This window comes from Kitasatospora aureofaciens (assembly GCF_019192735.1).
GTDB classification, from domain to species: domain Bacteria; phylum Actinomycetota; class Actinomycetes; order Streptomycetales; family Streptomycetaceae; genus Kitasatospora; species Kitasatospora aureofaciens_A.
This window is the reverse complement of the sequence record NZ_JAHTKP010000051.1, coordinates 15,689-32,243: the sequence shown is the minus strand read 5'-3', so window position 1 is coordinate 32,243 and position 16,555 is coordinate 15,689. Positions and strand designations below refer to the sequence as shown.

The 16,555-nt window shown below is 70.0% G+C and carries 15 protein-coding genes and 2 pseudogenes; 9 read left to right on the top strand and 8 right to left on the bottom strand.

Features of this window, described 5'->3' with window-relative positions; translation table 11 throughout:
- Positions 1 to 628: 628 nt before the first annotated feature.
- Positions 629 to 2,739 (bottom strand): annotated as a pseudogene (locus KV557_RS32190) (SpoIIE family protein phosphatase).
- Between the two features lie 73 nt (positions 2,740 to 2,812).
- Positions 2,813 to 3,364: a TetR-like C-terminal domain-containing protein gene (locus KV557_RS32185; RefSeq protein WP_218205085.1), complete on the bottom strand. Its 552-nt coding sequence runs from the start codon at positions 3,362 to 3,364 to the stop codon at positions 2,813 to 2,815.
- A gap of 185 nt (positions 3,365 to 3,549) precedes the next feature.
- On the opposite strand from KV557_RS32185, the pseudogene KV557_RS32180 reads away from it, so the two are divergent.
- Positions 3,550 to 3,777: pseudogene (locus KV557_RS32180) on the top strand (zinc-binding dehydrogenase); the annotation flags it as partial.
- 244 nt (positions 3,778 to 4,021) lie between these two features.
- Here KV557_RS32180 and KV557_RS32175 read toward each other — a convergent pair.
- Positions 4,022 to 4,735: an SDR family NAD(P)-dependent oxidoreductase gene (locus tag KV557_RS32175; RefSeq protein ID WP_218205084.1), complete on the bottom strand. Its 714-nt coding sequence runs from the start codon at positions 4,733 to 4,735 to the stop codon at positions 4,022 to 4,024.
- 1,109 nt (positions 4,736 to 5,844) lie between these two features.
- Here KV557_RS32175 and KV557_RS32170 point away from each other — a divergent pair.
- Positions 5,845 to 6,351 carry an SgcJ/EcaC family oxidoreductase gene (locus KV557_RS32170; protein WP_218205083.1) on the top strand — a complete coding sequence of 169 codons (507 nt, stop codon included), beginning with the start codon at positions 5,845 to 5,847 and terminating at the stop codon, positions 6,349 to 6,351.
- Here the strand turns inward: KV557_RS32170 and KV557_RS32165 are convergent.
- Positions 6,285 to 6,566, bottom strand: a complete 282-nt coding sequence (locus tag KV557_RS32165) for a hypothetical protein (RefSeq protein WP_218205082.1) — start codon at positions 6,564 to 6,566, stop codon at positions 6,285 to 6,287. The two genes, KV557_RS32170 and KV557_RS32165, sit on opposite strands and share 67 nt — an antisense overlap.
- Positions 6,567 to 6,691: 125 nt before the next feature.
- Positions 6,692 to 6,997, bottom strand: coding sequence for a hypothetical protein (locus KV557_RS32160; RefSeq protein WP_218205081.1), 306 nt, complete (start codon positions 6,995 to 6,997; stop codon positions 6,692 to 6,694).
- A 221-nt stretch (positions 6,998 to 7,218) separates the two neighbouring features.
- Between KV557_RS32160 and KV557_RS32155 the strand changes: the two genes are divergently transcribed.
- Complete coding sequence (locus KV557_RS32155) at positions 7,219 to 7,767, top strand: DoxX family protein (protein WP_218205080.1); 549 nt, start codon at positions 7,219 to 7,221, stop codon at positions 7,765 to 7,767.
- A gap of 713 nt (positions 7,768 to 8,480) precedes the next feature.
- Here KV557_RS32155 and KV557_RS32150 read toward each other — a convergent pair.
- Positions 8,481 to 8,972, bottom strand: coding sequence for a hypothetical protein (locus tag KV557_RS32150; protein ID WP_256178277.1), 492 nt, complete (start codon positions 8,970 to 8,972; stop codon positions 8,481 to 8,483).
- 277 nt (positions 8,973 to 9,249) lie between these two features.
- On the opposite strand from KV557_RS32150, the gene KV557_RS32145 reads away from it, so the two are divergent.
- The 4 genes from KV557_RS32145 (at position 9,250) to KV557_RS32130 (ending at position 13,607) form a co-directional block, all read left to right on the top strand.
- A complete protein-coding gene (locus KV557_RS32145; protein ID WP_218205079.1) occupies positions 9,250 to 9,507 on the top strand; it encodes a hypothetical protein in 258 nt (85 codons plus the stop codon).
- 155 nt (positions 9,508 to 9,662) lie between these two features.
- Complete coding sequence (locus KV557_RS32140) at positions 9,663 to 10,337, top strand: winged helix-turn-helix domain-containing protein (protein WP_218205078.1); 675 nt, start codon at positions 9,663 to 9,665, stop codon at positions 10,335 to 10,337.
- A complete protein-coding gene (locus KV557_RS32135; protein ID WP_308130181.1) occupies positions 10,334 to 11,593 on the top strand; it encodes a sensor histidine kinase in 1,260 nt (419 codons plus the stop codon). The genes KV557_RS32140 and KV557_RS32135 overlap by 4 nt, the downstream gene beginning before the upstream one ends.
- A gap of 76 nt (positions 11,594 to 11,669) precedes the next feature.
- Positions 11,670 to 13,607: a glycoside hydrolase family 9 protein gene (locus tag KV557_RS32130; RefSeq protein ID WP_218205077.1), complete on the top strand. Its 1,938-nt coding sequence runs from the start codon at positions 11,670 to 11,672 to the stop codon at positions 13,605 to 13,607.
- 277 nt (positions 13,608 to 13,884) lie between these two features.
- Here KV557_RS32130 and KV557_RS32125 read toward each other — a convergent pair whose 3' ends face one another.
- Positions 13,885 to 14,490: a hypothetical protein gene (locus KV557_RS32125; RefSeq protein ID WP_218205076.1), complete on the bottom strand. Its 606-nt coding sequence runs from the start codon at positions 14,488 to 14,490 to the stop codon at positions 13,885 to 13,887.
- Positions 14,491 to 15,020: 530 nt separating this feature from the next.
- On the opposite strand from KV557_RS32125, the gene KV557_RS32120 reads away from it, so the two are divergent.
- Complete coding sequence (locus KV557_RS32120) at positions 15,021 to 15,290, top strand: hypothetical protein (protein WP_218205075.1); 270 nt, start codon at positions 15,021 to 15,023, stop codon at positions 15,288 to 15,290.
- Between the two features lie 24 nt (positions 15,291 to 15,314).
- Here KV557_RS32120 and KV557_RS32115 read toward each other — a convergent pair whose 3' ends face one another.
- Complete coding sequence (locus tag KV557_RS32115; RefSeq protein ID WP_218205074.1) at positions 15,315 to 15,989, bottom strand: hypothetical protein; 675 nt, start codon at positions 15,987 to 15,989, stop codon at positions 15,315 to 15,317.
- A 169-nt stretch (positions 15,990 to 16,158) separates the two neighbouring features.
- Between KV557_RS32115 and KV557_RS32110 the strand changes: the two genes are divergently transcribed.
- The gene (locus KV557_RS32110) at positions 16,159 to 16,449 is read left to right on the top strand and encodes a hypothetical protein (protein ID WP_218205073.1); all 291 of its coding nucleotides are present in this window, start codon (positions 16,159 to 16,161) and stop codon (positions 16,447 to 16,449) included.
- The last annotated feature ends 106 nt before the right edge of the window (positions 16,450 to 16,555 follow it).

Sequence of the window (16,555 nt, the reverse complement as noted above, 5' to 3'; positions counted from 1 at the left end):
TGTTGTTCGGATTACTGGCCACGTGTCCGTACTCCTTGCGTGGGGAGGGTTGCCTCGTCTACAGGCGGGGGTCGCCGTCGGCGGGTATGGCGATCGGGATGCCCGGCGTGGCGATTGATCGGATGCGATCGAATTTCCCGCCCGGGCGGTTTCACGTTGGCAGGCCCGTGGTGAGCTCACCACTGCTGCGTGAGGAGTGATGGCGCTGTGGTGACTGGTGAGTTGGTGCGAGCGGTGTCGGGGCGTTGAGGTTCACCTGTTCAGCCGCAGCATGGATGGCCGAACAGACGCATGTGGCCGAGGTGGCCTGGCAACGTCTGCTCCAGGACGAGTGCTCCAGGACGAGTGCGTGGACAGCAGGCTGGTGGAACCGTATACGCCGAGCGTTGGCTCGGGCAGCTGTTCCCGTTCAGCAGCCTCGTCGTGGGACTGGCCGTTCATCAAGCATCTGCCGGGAGTCAGCCGGCAGATCGAACCCGAGTACGCAATGCACTACACCCCCGCCGGCGCCCGCACCCTGAAGCGCCTGGAACGCGGCCGCCACGCCAAGCGCTTGCCTCGACCAGGCAGGCCCACCGTTCGTCGGACTATTCCGGATACCACCGCACGCCCTGCCCGAGCGCCCTGGCTAGGCGGTGGCGGGCTTCGCCGCCAGGACGTCCACCGTGGTGAGGGGCTGTTCGGCCCAGATGGTCTTTCCGGAGCGGCCGTAGCGGCAGCCCCAGCGCGCGGCGAGCTGGGCCACGAGGAACAGCCCGCGGCCGCCCTCGTCGGTGGTACGGGCCCGGCGCAGGCGGGGCTGGGTGTTGCTTGGATCCGAGACCTCGCAGACCAGTGCCTTGTCGCGGATCAGCCGTAGTTCGACCGGGCCGCCGCCGTACCGGATGGCGTTGGTGACCAGTTCGCTGACCACGAGTTCCGTGGTGAACGCGACCTCCTCCAGCCCCCATGTGGCGAGCTGGCGGGTGACCGCTTCGCGGGCGTCGGCCACGATGGCGGGGTCGGCGGGGAACTCCCAGCTCGCGGTGTTGTCCGCCGGGACTACGCGGGTGCGGGCGAGGAGCAGGGCGATGTCGTCGCGGGGCGGGGCGGGGCGTTGCCGGTGTCGGCGAGCAGAGCGCGGCCGATGTCGTCCAGGGGCCGGTCGCGGCGGCACAGCACGCCGAGGTTCTCCGTCAGCCGCCGGATGCCGGCGCCGAGGTCGGCATGGTCGCGTTCGACCAACCCATCGGTGTACAGAGCGAGAACGCTGCCCGGGGGCAGAACGGTCTCCGTGACCTCGAACGGCATGCCCCCGACCCCGAGGGGAGGGCCGGGGGAGACCTCGAGGACGTGGGCGGCCGCGTCGGGCCGGACCACGACAGGCGGCAGGTGCCCGGCGCTCGCGAGGGCGCAGTGACGGGTGACCGGGTCGTAGACGGCGTAAAGGCAGGTGGCGCCGATCACCTCCTGGTGCCCGTGGGGCGCCTCGCCGGCCAGTTGCTGCACGAGGTCGTCGAGGTGGGTGAGGAGTTCGTCGGGCTCCATCTCCAGATCGGCGAGGGTCTGGATGGCGGTACGGAGCCGGCCCATGGTGGCGGCGGCGTGCAGCCCGTGGCCGACCACGTCGCCGATGACGAAGGCGACCCGCAGCGAAGGCAGCGGGATGACGTCGAACCAGTCTCCGCCGATGTCCGCCCCGCCGCCGGCCGGCCGGTACAGGCCCGCGGTCTCGGCGGCCGGATCGTCCGTCGTGGCGCGCGGGAGCAGGCGTTGCTGCAGGGCCACGACCGCGCGGTGCTCGCGGGTGTAGCGGCGGGCGTTGTCCACGCTCAGCGCGGCGCGGGAGACGATCTCCGTGAGGAGGTCCGCGTCCGCCTGGTCGAATGCCTCTGCGTGCTCGGTGCGCCAGACCGCGACCGCACCGAGCACGAGGCCGCGGGCGAACAGGGGCGCGGAGACGGCCGAGTGCCCGTGCTCGGGGATGAGGAGCGGGATGAGTTCCGGGTGGCCCTCGGCCATGGCGAGCGCGCTCGCCCGGTCGGGCACGAGGACGGTCTCACCGCGCTGGACCCTGCGCAGGACGGGTAGGTCCGGCATCGGCGGATCCGCGACGCCCGGCGGCCCGAATCCGGCGGGCCAGGGGCCCACCGAGGCTGCGGCAACCCTGCGCATGTGCCATGCCCCCGCGCCGGCCAGCTTCGGGGGTTCGTCACCGTCGAGCACGGGGTCGGCGAGGCTCGCCCAGGCCAGGTCTCCGAAGGCCGGGACGAGAACGTCCACCAGGTCCTGGGCTGTGCGCAGGACGTCGAGGGAGTCGCCGATCCGTGCCGATGCCTCGTGGCGCAGGTCCCGGCGGCGCCCGCGCTCGGCGGCGTCGGTGAAGAGCGCAGCGGCACCTGCCGTGCCCTGTGCCCAGTCGCCGGCGTACTGGACGGGTGTCGCCAGGAGCAGGACGTCGTAGGAGCCGTCGAGCCGTAGCGCGTGGTAGGCGACCTCGACCGGCCGGCCGGAGCGGTGTCGCAACACTGCCCGACCGGCCGTCGGAGTCCGGCCCCCGCCGGAGGTGTCAGGGTCCCGGTGCTCTGTTTCGATCAGCTGGGCGAGCGGCTGACCGCACACCTCTGCCGCCGTACGGTCGAGCAACTGCGCGGCCGTACGCGACCACTGCAGCACGACCCCGTCTCCGTCGACCACGGCGGCCGCCACGTCGCTGAACGGCAACGATCCGCCACCGACAAGACCGCTGGAGGCGTTCATCTCGCTCCTCGCTGGTGTTGGAGCCACCGCGCACCATTCACGCCCATTATCGGGCGATATGCGAAGTCGGGGTCTAGCGCCGGCCCTGATGGCGGCCACGCGCGCCGTTCAGGACCAGGTCGACCAGGCGCGGCACCAAGGTCTCTTCCAGCGGCTCGCCGGTGAGCAGGACCCGTGCCAGCAGGGGGCCCGTGATGGCCTCCACCAGCAGGTGCGGGTCGGTGTCGGCGGCCAGTTCCCCTCGGTCGATGCCCCGCCGGACCAGGGCTTCCGCGCGCTCGAGACGGGCGCTCCAGTAGGAGCGCCGGCCCTCTTCCAGGTCGTCCTCGCCGCGCACCGTGCCGAGGTGCAGCAGCGCGGCACCCGTCGGTGTCGCGAGGTATCGGGCCAGTGCCGTGAACAGCGCGGTCAGGTCCGCGTGCACGTCGCCCGTGTCGGGCGCCGGGAGCGCCGTGTCCGAGTGGGTGGCCAGCGCGTCGAAGATGAGGTTCTCGCGGGTCTTCCAGCGCCGGTAGACGGACGTTTCGTGGACGCCGGCCGCGCGGGCGACGGCGGCCACGGTGGTCGCGGCCAAGCCCTCGGAGGTGAGCAGGTCGGCGGTGGCGGCCAGGACGGCCTGCCGCATTCGTTCACCGCGGCGCCTGAGCGGCGGCGCTTCTCTGTCACCCGTCACGACACCGAGCCTAACGCAAGTGTTCTTGCGATATGAAACCGGCGGACATGCGTTGGAACGCAAGATGACTTGCGATAGGCGGCAGGCCGCCGACCGGAACGGATGAACCCGCCATGGACCTCATGCGTGTCGCGCGGCTGCACATCCTCGCTCCCAAGGGACGCCTGGTCCTGGTCGGACTGACCGACAAACCGCTGACCGTCACCGACGGCACCCGATTCAGCTATCTCCAGCACCAGATCCTCGGCCACTACGGCTCTGCCGAGGACGCCGTCCCACAGCTGGTCGCCCTGGCCGAAGGCGGCCGGCTGGACTTCTCACGCTCCATCACCGACGTGCTGCCACTCGCCGACACCGCCCGCGCTCGTCCAGCGCCTGCACGGCTGACTCAGGTCGAGATTGGTGACTCGGAAGGCTACTGGCCGGCGCGGTGGCTCGTTGAGGCCCTGGACGATGACGGCGCGTCGCGACTGGACAGCTGGTCTTGCGGAACAGCGGCCCCATGGTTCATCCGCGTCGGCGGGTGATGAGGGATGTCTTCGGGGGCACGCGTATGAGGACGTCTGCGTGCCCTGCGCCGTGCTCAGGCGCGCGGGTGACGGTCCGGGGTCAGTGGCCGGCGCTCTGGCCGCCGTCGACGTGAAGGATCTCACCGGTGACGAACGGAGCGTTCTCGAGGTAGATCACCGCGTCGACGATGTCGCGGACCTCGCCCATCCGGCCGATCGGATGCAGGGCGGCGAGCGTCTTGTGGTACTCCTCCGGGTTCAGCGGTGTCTTGATGATGCCGAGCGAGACGGCGTTGCTGCGGATTCCGCGGGAGGCGTACTCGATGGCCAGGGCCTTGGTGGCCGACTGCAGGCCGCCCTTGGTGAGGGAGGCCAGGACCGAGGTCACGGCGGACATGGCGTGGTCGACCAGGCTGGTGGTGAGCTGGACGACGTGGCCGCTGCCCTGGCGGAGCATCTGCTCGACGGCGAGCTGGGTGATGCGGAAGAAGCCGGTCAGGTTGACACCGGTCACCGCGTCGTAGTCGGCCTGGGTGTAGTCGGTAAACGGCTTGGCGATGAAAACGCCGGCGTTGTTGACCAGGGTGTCGATGCGGCCGAAGCGCTCAATGGCGGCGCCGGCCACGCGTTCGGCGGTGGCGGGGTCGGCGATGTCGCCCTGGATGGTGAGGACGTTCGAGTCCTGGGACGGGGCGATGCTGCGCGAGGTCGCGACCACGGCGTGGCCGAGCTTGCGGTAGGCGTCGACCAGGCCGGCGCCGATGCCCTGCGACGCACCCGTGATGACGGCGACCTTCGGACCGGGAGTGCTCATGGTGACCTTCTCCAGTGGTTGTGCGGGCCGGCTCCCGTAGCGGGATGCTCAGTGGGACCGGACGACCGGTCGGCAATCTTCCAGGGGGTGCAGGCGGGCCGGCTCGAGCACCCGCCCGCTACTGCGGTGGGAGTCTCCGCCTTCCGGGAGGGAGGAAGCCGGGCGCAGGACCGTGCTCCGGGCTCCGCGCCGCTGGTGCCCCGAGTCGGGGAGCCGGCGCCCCGGAACCGGCCTCGGTTGGCTGTGCGCGGGGCGGGCCGGGGCGGGGAACTCGCCGAAGAGGTCGTCGTGGGGTGCGAGAGCGCCGGTGGTGACCTCTCCGCCCTGGCGTGGTCGGGCTTGGTGAGCAGGTTGGTCGTCGCCCCGGGACCATGGTCGCGTTCAGTGCCGGGGCACCGCATCTGTGGGAGGCCTTTTGGCTGGTGCGACTGTTCGACCGCGGCCGCCGCTCGGTGGCCCTCACGCCGGCCGACTGGGAGAGACGGCGGGGGAGGAAGACACGGCGTTCATCCGGTGGTGGCGATCGTCCAAGGTGAAGGACCTGCACCTGGAGGGCGTCCGGCTCCTCGACCAGGGGCATTCGGAGGGGCTTCCGGCCGCCTTGGTGTGCCGCGCCCGGCTGACGGTCGCCCGGGTCTGCCTGCGGACGGGGCGGGGCGATGAGGCGCCGGCGGAGGCGGCAGCGGCCCTGGAGCTCGTCAGCCCGCAGCGGAACAGCAGTGAGCACCACATGGCCGGAGACTTCCACGCGTACGCGCTCAACGTGCTCGGCCGTCACGCCGAGTCGGCCGCAGCGCGGGAGGCGCTCGGCGAGGCCGCGCACTCGCACGGCGGCGGGTACAACGTCCGCACGCGCAAGGCCTGTTCCGAGCATTGCGCGTTCAGTGCGCGGGCCAGGCCCAGCCGGTTCAGCCGCTGCCGACAATGCCGGATGTATCGCGGGAATCCTTATGGATTCTCCCGCGTTAGTGCAGTTCAGGCCCGTGTCCAGGGGCCGGGAGGACGGCTGCCGGGGGGGCGTTTCGGCTGCTTGGGCATGCCAAGTCGCCTGCGCTGGGCGAAGCTGGTCGTACCTCCGCCTTGAATACCGACAACGCAGGAGGTGCTCGATGAGGCGCACATACTTCGCTGGGGTCGCTCTCGCCGCCGCCGTTGTGTTCACCGGAACCGGAGCGACATACGCGACCGGAACCCCCGCCCAGCACAGTGCGGTAACGGGTACCCTTCAGCCGCCCACCAAGGAGCAGATCGCAGCCTTGTTCGACCAGTGGAACGCGGCCCTGGCCACCGGCGACGCGAACCGTGTCGCGGACCTCTACGCCCCCGATGCCGTGCTGCTGCCAACCGTCTCCGCCGAAATCCGTACCGACCGGGCCGGGATAGTCGACTACTTCAAGCACTTCCTGGAAAGCAAGCCCGTCGGCAGGATCCAGGAGCGGTTCATCGACATCCTGGACCGCACCAATGCCGTCGACACGGGCCTCTACCAGTTCACGTTGACCAACCAGGACGGCAGCAAAACCAAGGTCAACGCTCGCTACACCTTCGTTTACGAGCTGCGCGGAGGCACCTGGCTCATCATCAACCACCATTCCTCGGAGTTGCCCGCAGGCTGAGGTCCGTCCGGCCCAGCCACTCCCCGCTCCGCCAGGCCCTGCGGACTGACCGTCCGCTCGACCTCCGGCTCGGCGGGGAACGGCCGGGCCGGAACCTCCAACAGGGCTTCCCCGGCACCGAGTTCGGCGACGGTCGCCGACGCTCCGTCGATCCGGCGGCGCCGCCCGTCCATCCGCAGGGCGAGCTTGTCGACGGCCGTGGTGACGTGGTTCATCGACTGTGGCGAGTGGACCGTGCACTGGTGGCGCCGGGCGTACCCGGGGCACACCAGGGAGGGTTACCCGCCCGTCCCCCTGGCCGTTCGCCGATGGACCGGCCGGGCAGGGAGCTGACGAAGAATTACTTGCTGCTCCTGGCAGGCTCGTCGGGGGCCGGGGTGTGGCCTGCGATGGCGGCAAGCTGGTCGGCTGTGGTCACGGTGATCGCGCCGCGGGGGATGGAGTGCGCGAGGGCGTCGAGGATCCGGCTCGCTTCGCGGACTGCGTCGGTGATCAGCGCCTGCGAGGTGCCGAGCAGTGCCGCGAGCGGCGGGTTGTGGATCTTCCAGCGCGCCTTGAGGATGCCGACCAGCAGCCGGTCGGAGGCTGACAGGTAGCGACTGCCGGTGCCCGGCCCGGCGCGAACGGGCCCGCACGGTTCCGCCATGCCTCAGCCGGGATCCGTCGGCTCGCGAATCCACGGGTGAGATCCCCCTGCGAGCGCCCCGGGCACCCCCGAGGGGCAAAACGCGGCCCGAATCGCGAGACCACCCGACGGCGTACCCTCGCCTAGCGAGGGCACACCGACCCGTCCTACGCGATCGTGCGGGCTGCCCCACGCGACGGTGCCCTTGTCGGCGGAGCCCGCGCAGAAAGCGAGCGCTCCCAATGAAATCCGTCCTCGAGCAGCTGCGCGGCCCTCCGGAACCCGCAACCACCCGCGCGCAGCCATCGGTGTCAGCCGCGGACGTCGGTCTGCTGCTGATCAGACTCGCTGTCGGCCTGGTGATGGCAGGCCACGGTGCCCAGAAGCTCTTCGGTCTGTTCGGCGGCCATGGTCTGGTCGTCACCGGGAAGGGATTCGCCGCCCTCGGCTACCACCCCGGCTGGCTCTACGCCATCATCGGTGGCGGCTCCGAGTTCCTCGGCGGTCTGGGCCTGGCCCTCGGCCTGCTCACGCCGCTGGCGGCCGCCGCCCTGGTCGGCGTGATGCTCAACGCCATCGTGACCGTCACCTCCGCCCACGGCCTGTGGGAGACCCACGGCGGGATGGAGTACAACCTCTGCATCATGGCCGTCGCGGTCGGCATCGCCGCCATCGGACCCGGCCGCCTCGCCCTGGACAGACCGTTCCGCTGGGGACGCGGAGGCTGGGGAGCGGCCGCAGTCGCGCTGGCCCTCGGCGGCCTCGGCGCCAGCGTGGTGCTGATCCTCTAATACTCCAGCCGGACCTCTCCATTCCCACTGGTCAACGGCCTGGGAGTGGAGAGTGTGGCGGGGTGGTGGCGGGTGTTTCGACGGGGATCGCCAGGCCGCCGGTGATGACGTTGGCCGGCCCGTGATACCTGCTCACGTTCTCGGGCTACTGTGGCCACCCGGCGTGCCCTTCGGGGCTCCCCTGGCCGTCTGGCTCCCAGACATCGGCGACAACACGCACGGCGCGCTTCGTCCCCTCGTTGTGCTCGGCCTGCTCCACAGCCCTCTTGGTCAGGAATTCGGCGTACTCCTGAGCGGACCCGTCGAAATGGTCTGTGTACGGCAGGGCTGGCTGTGTGACTGTTTCGTTGCCTTCTGCCGAGAGCACCCGCACTCTCCACCTGTATCTCGCCACCGCGACCTCCGTGGGATCGTGTCCATCTCGACCGTACGTCTATCGCGCTGAGGCTGCTCGGCCGATCGAATGTGTGCAGCCCAGGCAGCAGTGAGCCCCCGTGGTGGGCAAGGACCAGCCAGTACAGCCGCGCCGAGGTCGAGGTGCTGATCGCTATGACCGCTGTGAGTTCTCGGGTGTTCTCCGGGGGAGCGGGATGGCGATGACCTGCGGTACCGGGGTTGGAATGAGAAGGGCGAGACCAGACGCTTCGCTGGGTGGCCTGCCACAGTTCCGCAGGCCGGAGGTGTTGAGAATCCCGGAGGTATCTGGAGAATCCCTATGGCTTTGCGTACGGGACGGGATGGCAGGTGTGTGTGCTGTTCGGGGGCCGGTACGCCCAGAACTGCTGGCCGGTGAGGTCGAGGGTCAGCCGGTTTCTCCAGTCGTTGGTGAAGACGGCGGTCACCCCTTCGTAGTGCACCTCCACGAACGGGTTGGAGTGGTACATGACGGCGACCCAGCGCAGGGAGCGGTGGGCGTCGAGACGGGCGAGGTAGCCGATGTTGCCCATCCCACCGCCGCCGCCGGACATCCATCCCGATCCGTCCGGCAGCGGGCTCTCGAAGTAGGTGTTCACCTCCTCGATGCCGTCCTCCTCGATGGCCTGGGCCACGTCGAACGGTCCGCCGAGACGGAAGGGGATCGGCTGCCCGGCATCCGGATGGAAGGCCCCGGGGCCCTCCACATGCACCTCCAGGCCCGTGTCGTCCGGCCGGTACAGCCCGTCACTGAGCGGCATCTCCCCGGCCGTCCACAGCCGCTCGATCATTCCCACAACCCCACCTCGCCGACCCAGAAGTCCTGTACTTGACCGGCAGCCTGTCGAGGCCCCTCCACGGCGCATCGAACAGCCGACACGGTGTCACCTTTCGATACCCACCGCTCGTTCACCGCGTGTTCCGGATAGTAGCCCGCTGCCCGAGGACGCAGCACTGTCCCGACTCCGCCCCACGACTCGGCAAGTCCCTGCCCAAGGACAGGGCAAGCTCGTCCCGTTCGTCGGCGGCACCTCGTGCAACAAGCCGGCCTGCTTCGGCGCCGGCCTGATGTCCGCTCCGCTGCCGGGCGGCGCCGTGCTGTGGGGCAAGACCGGCCATGACGACGGCTACGCCAACGGCATGTTCGCCACCCGCGACCTGTCCATCTGCGCCGTGTACTCGGTCTGCCGCCACCCCGTCGCGGAAGCCCCGCTCGTGAAGCCGCTTTCGACGGCATTCTGGTGCTTCAATGCCGGCCGAGCGAGGCCGCCCCGGGGCCGGTGCGTCATTCGGCTCGCGTCCCCGCACCTCACCCAGCTCCGGTGATCGACGCCGCTCCCGGGGCCTCAACGGCCCGCCGAACGCGCCGGCAACCACCGGTCCACTTCGGGGATACCCAGGTCCGGCAAAGCCGCATAATCTACTCTCACCACCATGACCCAGGCCTTCGCGATCTTTCCGACCAAGTAGGCTCCCCGGTCATGCGCGTACTGGTCCTTGAGGACGACCCAGAGCTTGGCCCGGCGATCACCAGAGGGCTGCGCGAAGCCGGCTTCGCCGTCGACTTCGCCGGCGATCTCGCCGAGGCCGACTTCAAACTCGCCGTCAACGACTACGACTGCCTGATCGCCGACCGGACTCTGCCCGACGGGGACGCGCTCACCCTCCTCGCCGCCCAGCGCAAGGCGGGCTCCACCCTCCCGATCATTCTGCTCACCGCGCTTGACGCGGTCACCGACCGCGTGGCCGGCTTCGAGCACGGCGCCGACGACTACCTCGTCAAGCCGTTCGCGTTCGCCGAACTCAACGCCCGGGTGCGCACCCTGTGCCGCCGCGGCCAGCCCGCACGGCTGCCCGAGCTGCGAGTCGGCGATCTGGAACTCGACCTTCCACGCCGCCGGGTGCGGCGAGGCGGCGTGCTGCTCACGCTGACCGCGAAGGAGTTCGCGGTCCTGGAGGTCCTGATGCTGCGTGCCGGCGAGGTCGTCACCCGTAGTGAACTCATCGAACGTTGCTGGGACGAGCAGGCCGAACCGCTCTCCAACGTCGTCGACGTCCTCATAGGCCAGTTGCGCCGCCGGCTGGGACCGCCCGAACTCATCCTGACGGTACGCGGCGCCGGGTACCGCCTCGCCGATCCGGCCTCGGGCCTGTGACGTCGCGTACTCCCGCCGCCGCGCGCCTGCACCGCGCCCGGTGGGTGATGACCCTGCTCTTCGCCGCGACGACCGCCGTCTGCCTGCTGGTGCTCGCCACCATCGCCGTCCGCACCGACAGCCACTCCCGCACGAACGATCTCGACAACGCCGCCAGCCACCGCGCCGACGGTCTCGCCCGCACCCTCTACTACGACGCGGGCGGCACCCTGCGCCTCGACTCGCTGCAGGAGGACGAACTCGCCCGCAGCGCCGAGGTACTCGGCGTTCTCCAGGCACTCCCGAACGCCGGACCGCAGGTCCGCTACGCCTACGCCTCCCAGGCCGCCCTGCCGGACCAGGCAGAACTCGAAACGATCTGGCAGGAAGTCCAACACGACCAGGAGACCACCCTGGTCACCACCACCGCTGCCAACGGGCGCGAGTACCACTGGGCCGCGGCCCCGGTCTGGGACAACGACAGGATCGGCGCCACCGTGCTGGTCGGAGCCGATCCGGCACACAGCCAGGCGGATCACACACGGCTGATCCAGTGGCTGGCCCTGGGCTGCGCGACACTCGTGCTGGCGGCCGCCGCAGTGGGCCACCTGCTGACCGGGCGCTCCATGCGCCCAGCCCTACAAGGACTTGAGCAGCAAGAGCAGTTCCTCGCCGAAGCCGCCCACGAACTGCGCACGCCACTGGCCACCCTGCGCCTGGTGGTGGAGAACGGCAGCGCCTCACCCCACCGGGCCCCCGCAGCCCTGGACGAGGCAGTCCGGCTGATCGACCGGCTGGGCCGACTCGTCACCGGGCTGCTGGCCCGAGCCCGCGTGGAAGCCGGCACCCAGGAACTCGAACTCACCCCGCTACGCCTCGACCAGCTGGTCGAACAGACCATCGAGGAACTGCCGGACCCCGCCGGCGTCACCGTCACCACTGAGGCCGTCATCGTCGAGGGGGATCCCGAGCTGCTGGCCCAAGCGGTCCGCAACCTCGTGGAGAACGCCCTACGACACGGCGGCGGCACCCCGGTCGAAGTGTCGGTCGCCGCCGGCCGGGTCGCTGTACGGGACCACGGCCCCGGCGTGCCGCCCGAGGACCGTACCCGGGTCTTCGAGCGACGCGTCACCGGGGCCGCCAGCACCGGCACCGGCACCGGCCTCGCCATCGTCCGCTGGGTGGCCGAGCTTCACGGCGGCACCGCCCAGCTCTCCCAGGCCCCCGGCGGCGGGACACTGGCAGAGCTGCTGCTGCCCGAGCGCAAGGGCGGCTGACGCGGCCGGCGAGGCCAAGCCGCCCTCGCCAGGCAATCTCATCCTCATCTCATGCAGCACCGGGCAGGGTGGAGCCATGTTCACCTTCCGATCTGGCCCCAAGTGGAGCCTGCGCTCCACCGCACTCCTTGCAACCACCGCGCTCGGCGTCGGAGCGGTCTATTACGCCCTGCCCGCGGACGGAACCACTCTCGACCGGGACCCGGCCCAGGCCGGCCCGGCCGCGATCCGGGTCGACCAGGTCGGCTACGCCATCGGGGAGTCCAAGCAGGCGTTCGTGATGGGGTCGGAAGAACTGAGCCGGGCCGGCTACCGGCTGGTGGACGAACACGGCGCCACCGTGGCCACCGGCCAGGTCGGCAGCCGCACCGGAACCTGGAACAGCAAGTACCCGGACGTCCACACCGTGGACCTGTCGGCCGTCAACACCCCGGGCAGCTACCGCCTCGAACTCACCGGCACGGCCGGCGGCAGCTCCCCGACGTTCCGCATCGCGCCCGCCAAGGACCTCCTCACCCCACTCATCGAGGACAACGTCCGCTTCTTCCAGGCCCAGCGCGACGGCGCCGGCGTCCTGCCCGATGTCATGCACCGCCAGCCCTCACACCTGACAGACCGCAAGGCAACGGTCTACGCCACCCCTCACTACAACGAGGACGGCACCCAGCTGCTCGACGAGAAGCTGACCCCGGTGCGCGGCCCCATCGATGTCTCGGGCGGCTGGACCGACGCAGGTGACTTCCTCAAGTTCACGCACACCACCGCCTACAGCACCGCCGACCTGCTGCTGGCCCTGCGCACCGCACCGCACGCCGCAGGCCTCGCCGACGAGGCCAAGCAAGGCCTGGCCTGGCTGGACAAGATGTGGGACGGCAAGACCGGCACCCTCTACGCCCAGGTCGGCATCGGTGCGGGCAACGACAACGTCCGTACCGACCACGACGTCTGGCGACTGCCCGAGGCCGACGACAAACTGAACGTGGAACCGGGCGACCCCGACTACCTGATCAAAAACCGGCCGGTCTTCCGGGCCAACGAGCCCGGCGCACCGATCAGTCCCAACCTCGCCGGCCGCGTGGCTGCGGTCTTCGCGCTCGCCGCACAGAACAGCGCCCAGAGCGATCCAGCCACCGCCAAATCCTGGCTGGACAAGGCGGCCGCCGTCTACACCCAGGCAAACACCAAGCCCGGCGACGTACTGGTCACCGCGTTCCCGCACAACTTCTACCCCGAAGACTCCTGGCAGGACGACATGGAGTTCGGCGCCACCGAAATGAGCCTGGCAGCCAAGACACTGGGCGACGACCGGGCCACCCGCTGGCAGCAGCAGGCGGGGCACTGGGCGAAGCAGTACATCGACTCCGACACCAAGGGCACCCTCGGCGTCGGCGACGTCAGCGCCCTCGCCCACGCCGATCTGCTCACCGCCCTGAAGGCGGAGAGCGAGAGCGGCACCGAGGTGACCCCTGCCGACCTGCAGGGCGACCTGCGCCGCCAGTTGGACGACGGTGTGAGCCGGGCCGCCAAGGACCCGTTCAGGGCAGGCGCGGTGTACACCGACTTCGACTCGGTGCCGCACACCTTCGGCCTGGTCGCCACCGCGCAGATCTACTCGAAGGCCACCGGCGACCACCGCTACGACGCCTTCGGCGCACAACAGCGCGGCTGGGCCCTGGGCGCCAACTCCTGGGGCAGCACCTTCATGATCGGCGCAGGCGAGGTCTACCCCCACTGCCCGGAACACCAACTGGCCAACCTTGGCGGCAGCCTCGACGGCAAGGGTGAGATCCTGCGAGGCGCCGTGGTCAACGGGCCGAACGCCGCAGAAAAGCTCGCCGAACTCAACACCTTCCCGACCATGAAGCGCTGCTCCTCGAATCCCGGCACGGCCTGGACCGACTTCGACGGGGGCAAGGCACGCTTCCTCGACGACGTGGGTGCCTGGCAGACCGTGGAACCCTCCATCGACTTCACCTCTACCGCAATGTTGGCTTTCGCCCTGTCCCAGAGCTGAAGGGCTGAGCAGCGCCCAGTCGGAGCGGACGGCGGGCTCCCCGGCATAGCCGCGCACCGGACCGGTGGCCGGGCTCCTGTGAGGAGCCCGGCCCAGCGCGCCGCCCCCGCAGGCGAGCGGTCGTCGGCTGATGCTTCTGGCTTCAGGGCCGGTAGATGCACTCCGCCGGCGTCGCGTGCTTCTTCCAGGCGCCATGGAAGGTTGCTTCGAAGAACGTGGCGCCTTTGGAGGCCGCCCCCCGGTGCCCTGAGGTGACCCGCCCCAGGGCACCGGCGCGTCACACGTGCGCCGTGCCGCCGTCGGCGGCCATGGCGGCGGCGATCACCCGGTTGTTGGCCTGCCAGTCGGCAACCGGGAGCGGCGGCAGGATGTCGTCCCAGATCGGCAGGAAGCCGCCCCGCAGCTGGAGTACGCCCTCCGGCCGGGCGAGGAACCAGAAGTGCAGATGCGCTGCCCCGTCACCCACCTTGTCGATGTGCACCCGGGCTATCCCGCCAAGCGCGAACAGCGCGCGCTCCACCCGTTGGTACATTGGGCCCAACGCGGCGGTCAGTTCGGGCGGCAGATCCGTCAGATCGTGGTGCACCCGGGGCATCAACATCACCACGGCAGGCAGGCCGCTCGGTTCCCGCAGTGCCGTCAGTCGCCAATGCTCGTCGGTCCACAGGTAGCTCTCGTCCGGGCGGGCACACTCATCGCAGCTCTCCGCCCCCTCCTCGCCGTGGCGGGGCGGCTCAGGCAGCACGGGCCGCTCCAGCGGGCGGATGTGCAGGTCCCCGCCGAACGGGAAGGTGTCCCACCCGGCGATCGCCGGCAGCGGCAGCTGCTCGCCGTAGGGCAGACCGGCGACGTACGGGCTCGGAGTGCGCTCAAGATCGCTCATGCCCCCAGAGGCTGCCAGATGACATCACGTCACCTCCCACCGGGGTAGGTCTCCCCTTGCCGTGATCCCTCCATGGCCAGCAGCGAACCGGCACCCGCCCTGCGCCGCGAACTCATCCACGAACCGAGGGCGCCGAACCCCAACTCCCTCGCCTGGACGGCACCCGGGCGATCACCCTGACCCACTGCCACCAGCACGCCGACCCGGATCGGCTGGAGTGCCCGGCCTGCGAGGACAAGCGCGGGCGGAAGGATCTCGGGCCGCTGGTCTTGCCGAAGCCGACCAAGCGCGAGCTGGTGGCCGCGCTGGTGTCGGTGCCCTCCGACCCGTGGTGGGAGGTCCGGCAGCAGCACGCCCGCGACTACCCCGACCGCAAGGCGTAGGACCGGCAGCGCTGCCAGGTGTGACCTGCACGGTGTCGAGGTTGAACTACTTGCCCGCAGTGGCTGGCGGCTGAGAGAGCGATACGCGAGCTGATGTCCGGTTCGCGATTGGGGCTGGGTGATGGGTGGCGGTCGGGGGATGTCCGTGTGCCGTCCTCGCGTCGCCAGGCCGACCCGGTGTCGTACGTGTTCACGCCCGCGGCGTGGGACTCCCCGCTGGTGGAACTGGGCCGTTGCACCGGCTTCCTGGACTGTTTCATGCACGCCGGAAGCCGGCAGGCCCGCTCACTGGAGCTGAGGCGGATCCTGCCGGCCGTGCTGATCGCGAGCGCTGCTCTGCTGGTGGGAGACCTGTGCCTGGCTTGGGCGGGCCAGCGCCTGTGTCGCATGAGCCGGCCGGCCGGTGAACGGGAGTGAAGCTCGCAGGGTACGGGCGGGGTGTTACGGCAGATGCTGACGGGTGATGGCCGAGCGCAGCGCCTGGGCATAGTGCCCCTGGGCTGCGGCGACGATTTGGGTCGAAATATTCTGGTTCATCGCCGCAAAGAAGCTGTCCTGGCGGGCTTTGTTGAGGTCGAGCTTGCCGCTGGTGACTGAACTCGTCAGCGTGACGGAGTGGACGGTGATGCCCATCAGGTTCGGGGCGTGGCCGCGCTTCCCCTGGAATTCGAGGAGGGCGAGGGTGTTGCGCGGGACGATGCTCGATGTGGTGATGTCATGGTGGTTGCCCGTGATGGAGTCTCCCTTGACGTCCGCGTTCATGAGGACGCGCAGCGCCTGCAGGCTGACGTAGCAGTCAAGGCGCATATCCGCGCCAGACGTCTCGTAGGTGCAGTCGCCCTGGCGATGGATTCCTGCCAGGCCGTACAGGCTGCCGCGTGTGAAGTTTGCCTTCAGGTCCCTGTTGGTGATGCCAGTCTTTTTGACCTTGAAGTTGAACGGTGCCATGACCATCGGATCGAGCCCATGCTGGGACACAGCGAGGCGCATGTCATTGAGGACGGTGTCCATCCACACGTTGGCTTGGCTGTCCGTGGGCGCTGCTGGTGAGGCGCTGGCCGTGCCCGGTACGGCCAGGCAGATCAGAACGGCGGCTACGACAATGCTCTTCCGCATGGAACGCTCCTTTGTTGTGTGTCGGTCATACAAGATGTCCAACGATGTCAGGTGTCCTGAGTAACGGTCAGGCGCCGTGATCAGAGGGGCGACTGCCGGCATTCGTCGGTGCCGTGGCCGGACCTGAGAGGTCCGGCTGGTGACGCGCGCGCCGAGGTCCCCGCGGCAGGTGCTGGTGTTCGTCCCGCGGCCCGGCGTCGTGCTGCCGCCGCTGCCCGTCTCCTGGCCGCTGTCCCGGCCGCAGGCGCGGGCGCGCGCGCTGACCAAGCGGTACGGCAGTCCGATCGTGGTGGAGCCGCTCTTGATGCGGACCACGGTGGAGCGGCTGACCGTTCCGGAGCTTGCAGCGATCAAGTCTGGCGGGCCGAGCTCGACCCCGTCACCGGATACCACCGCATCCCACCCTGCCGGCCGCCGGCCGCCTCCTCTCCCGGGCGAGACGCCCCGCACGGCTTCCTGAGCGCACGTCACCGGTCCGGTGAAGGCTCCGAGCGACCGCGCGGTCAGACGCGCGGTCGCTCCGTCAGGGCCCAGGGCCCTGGGCGGGTGCTGTTCCGTGATTTCCG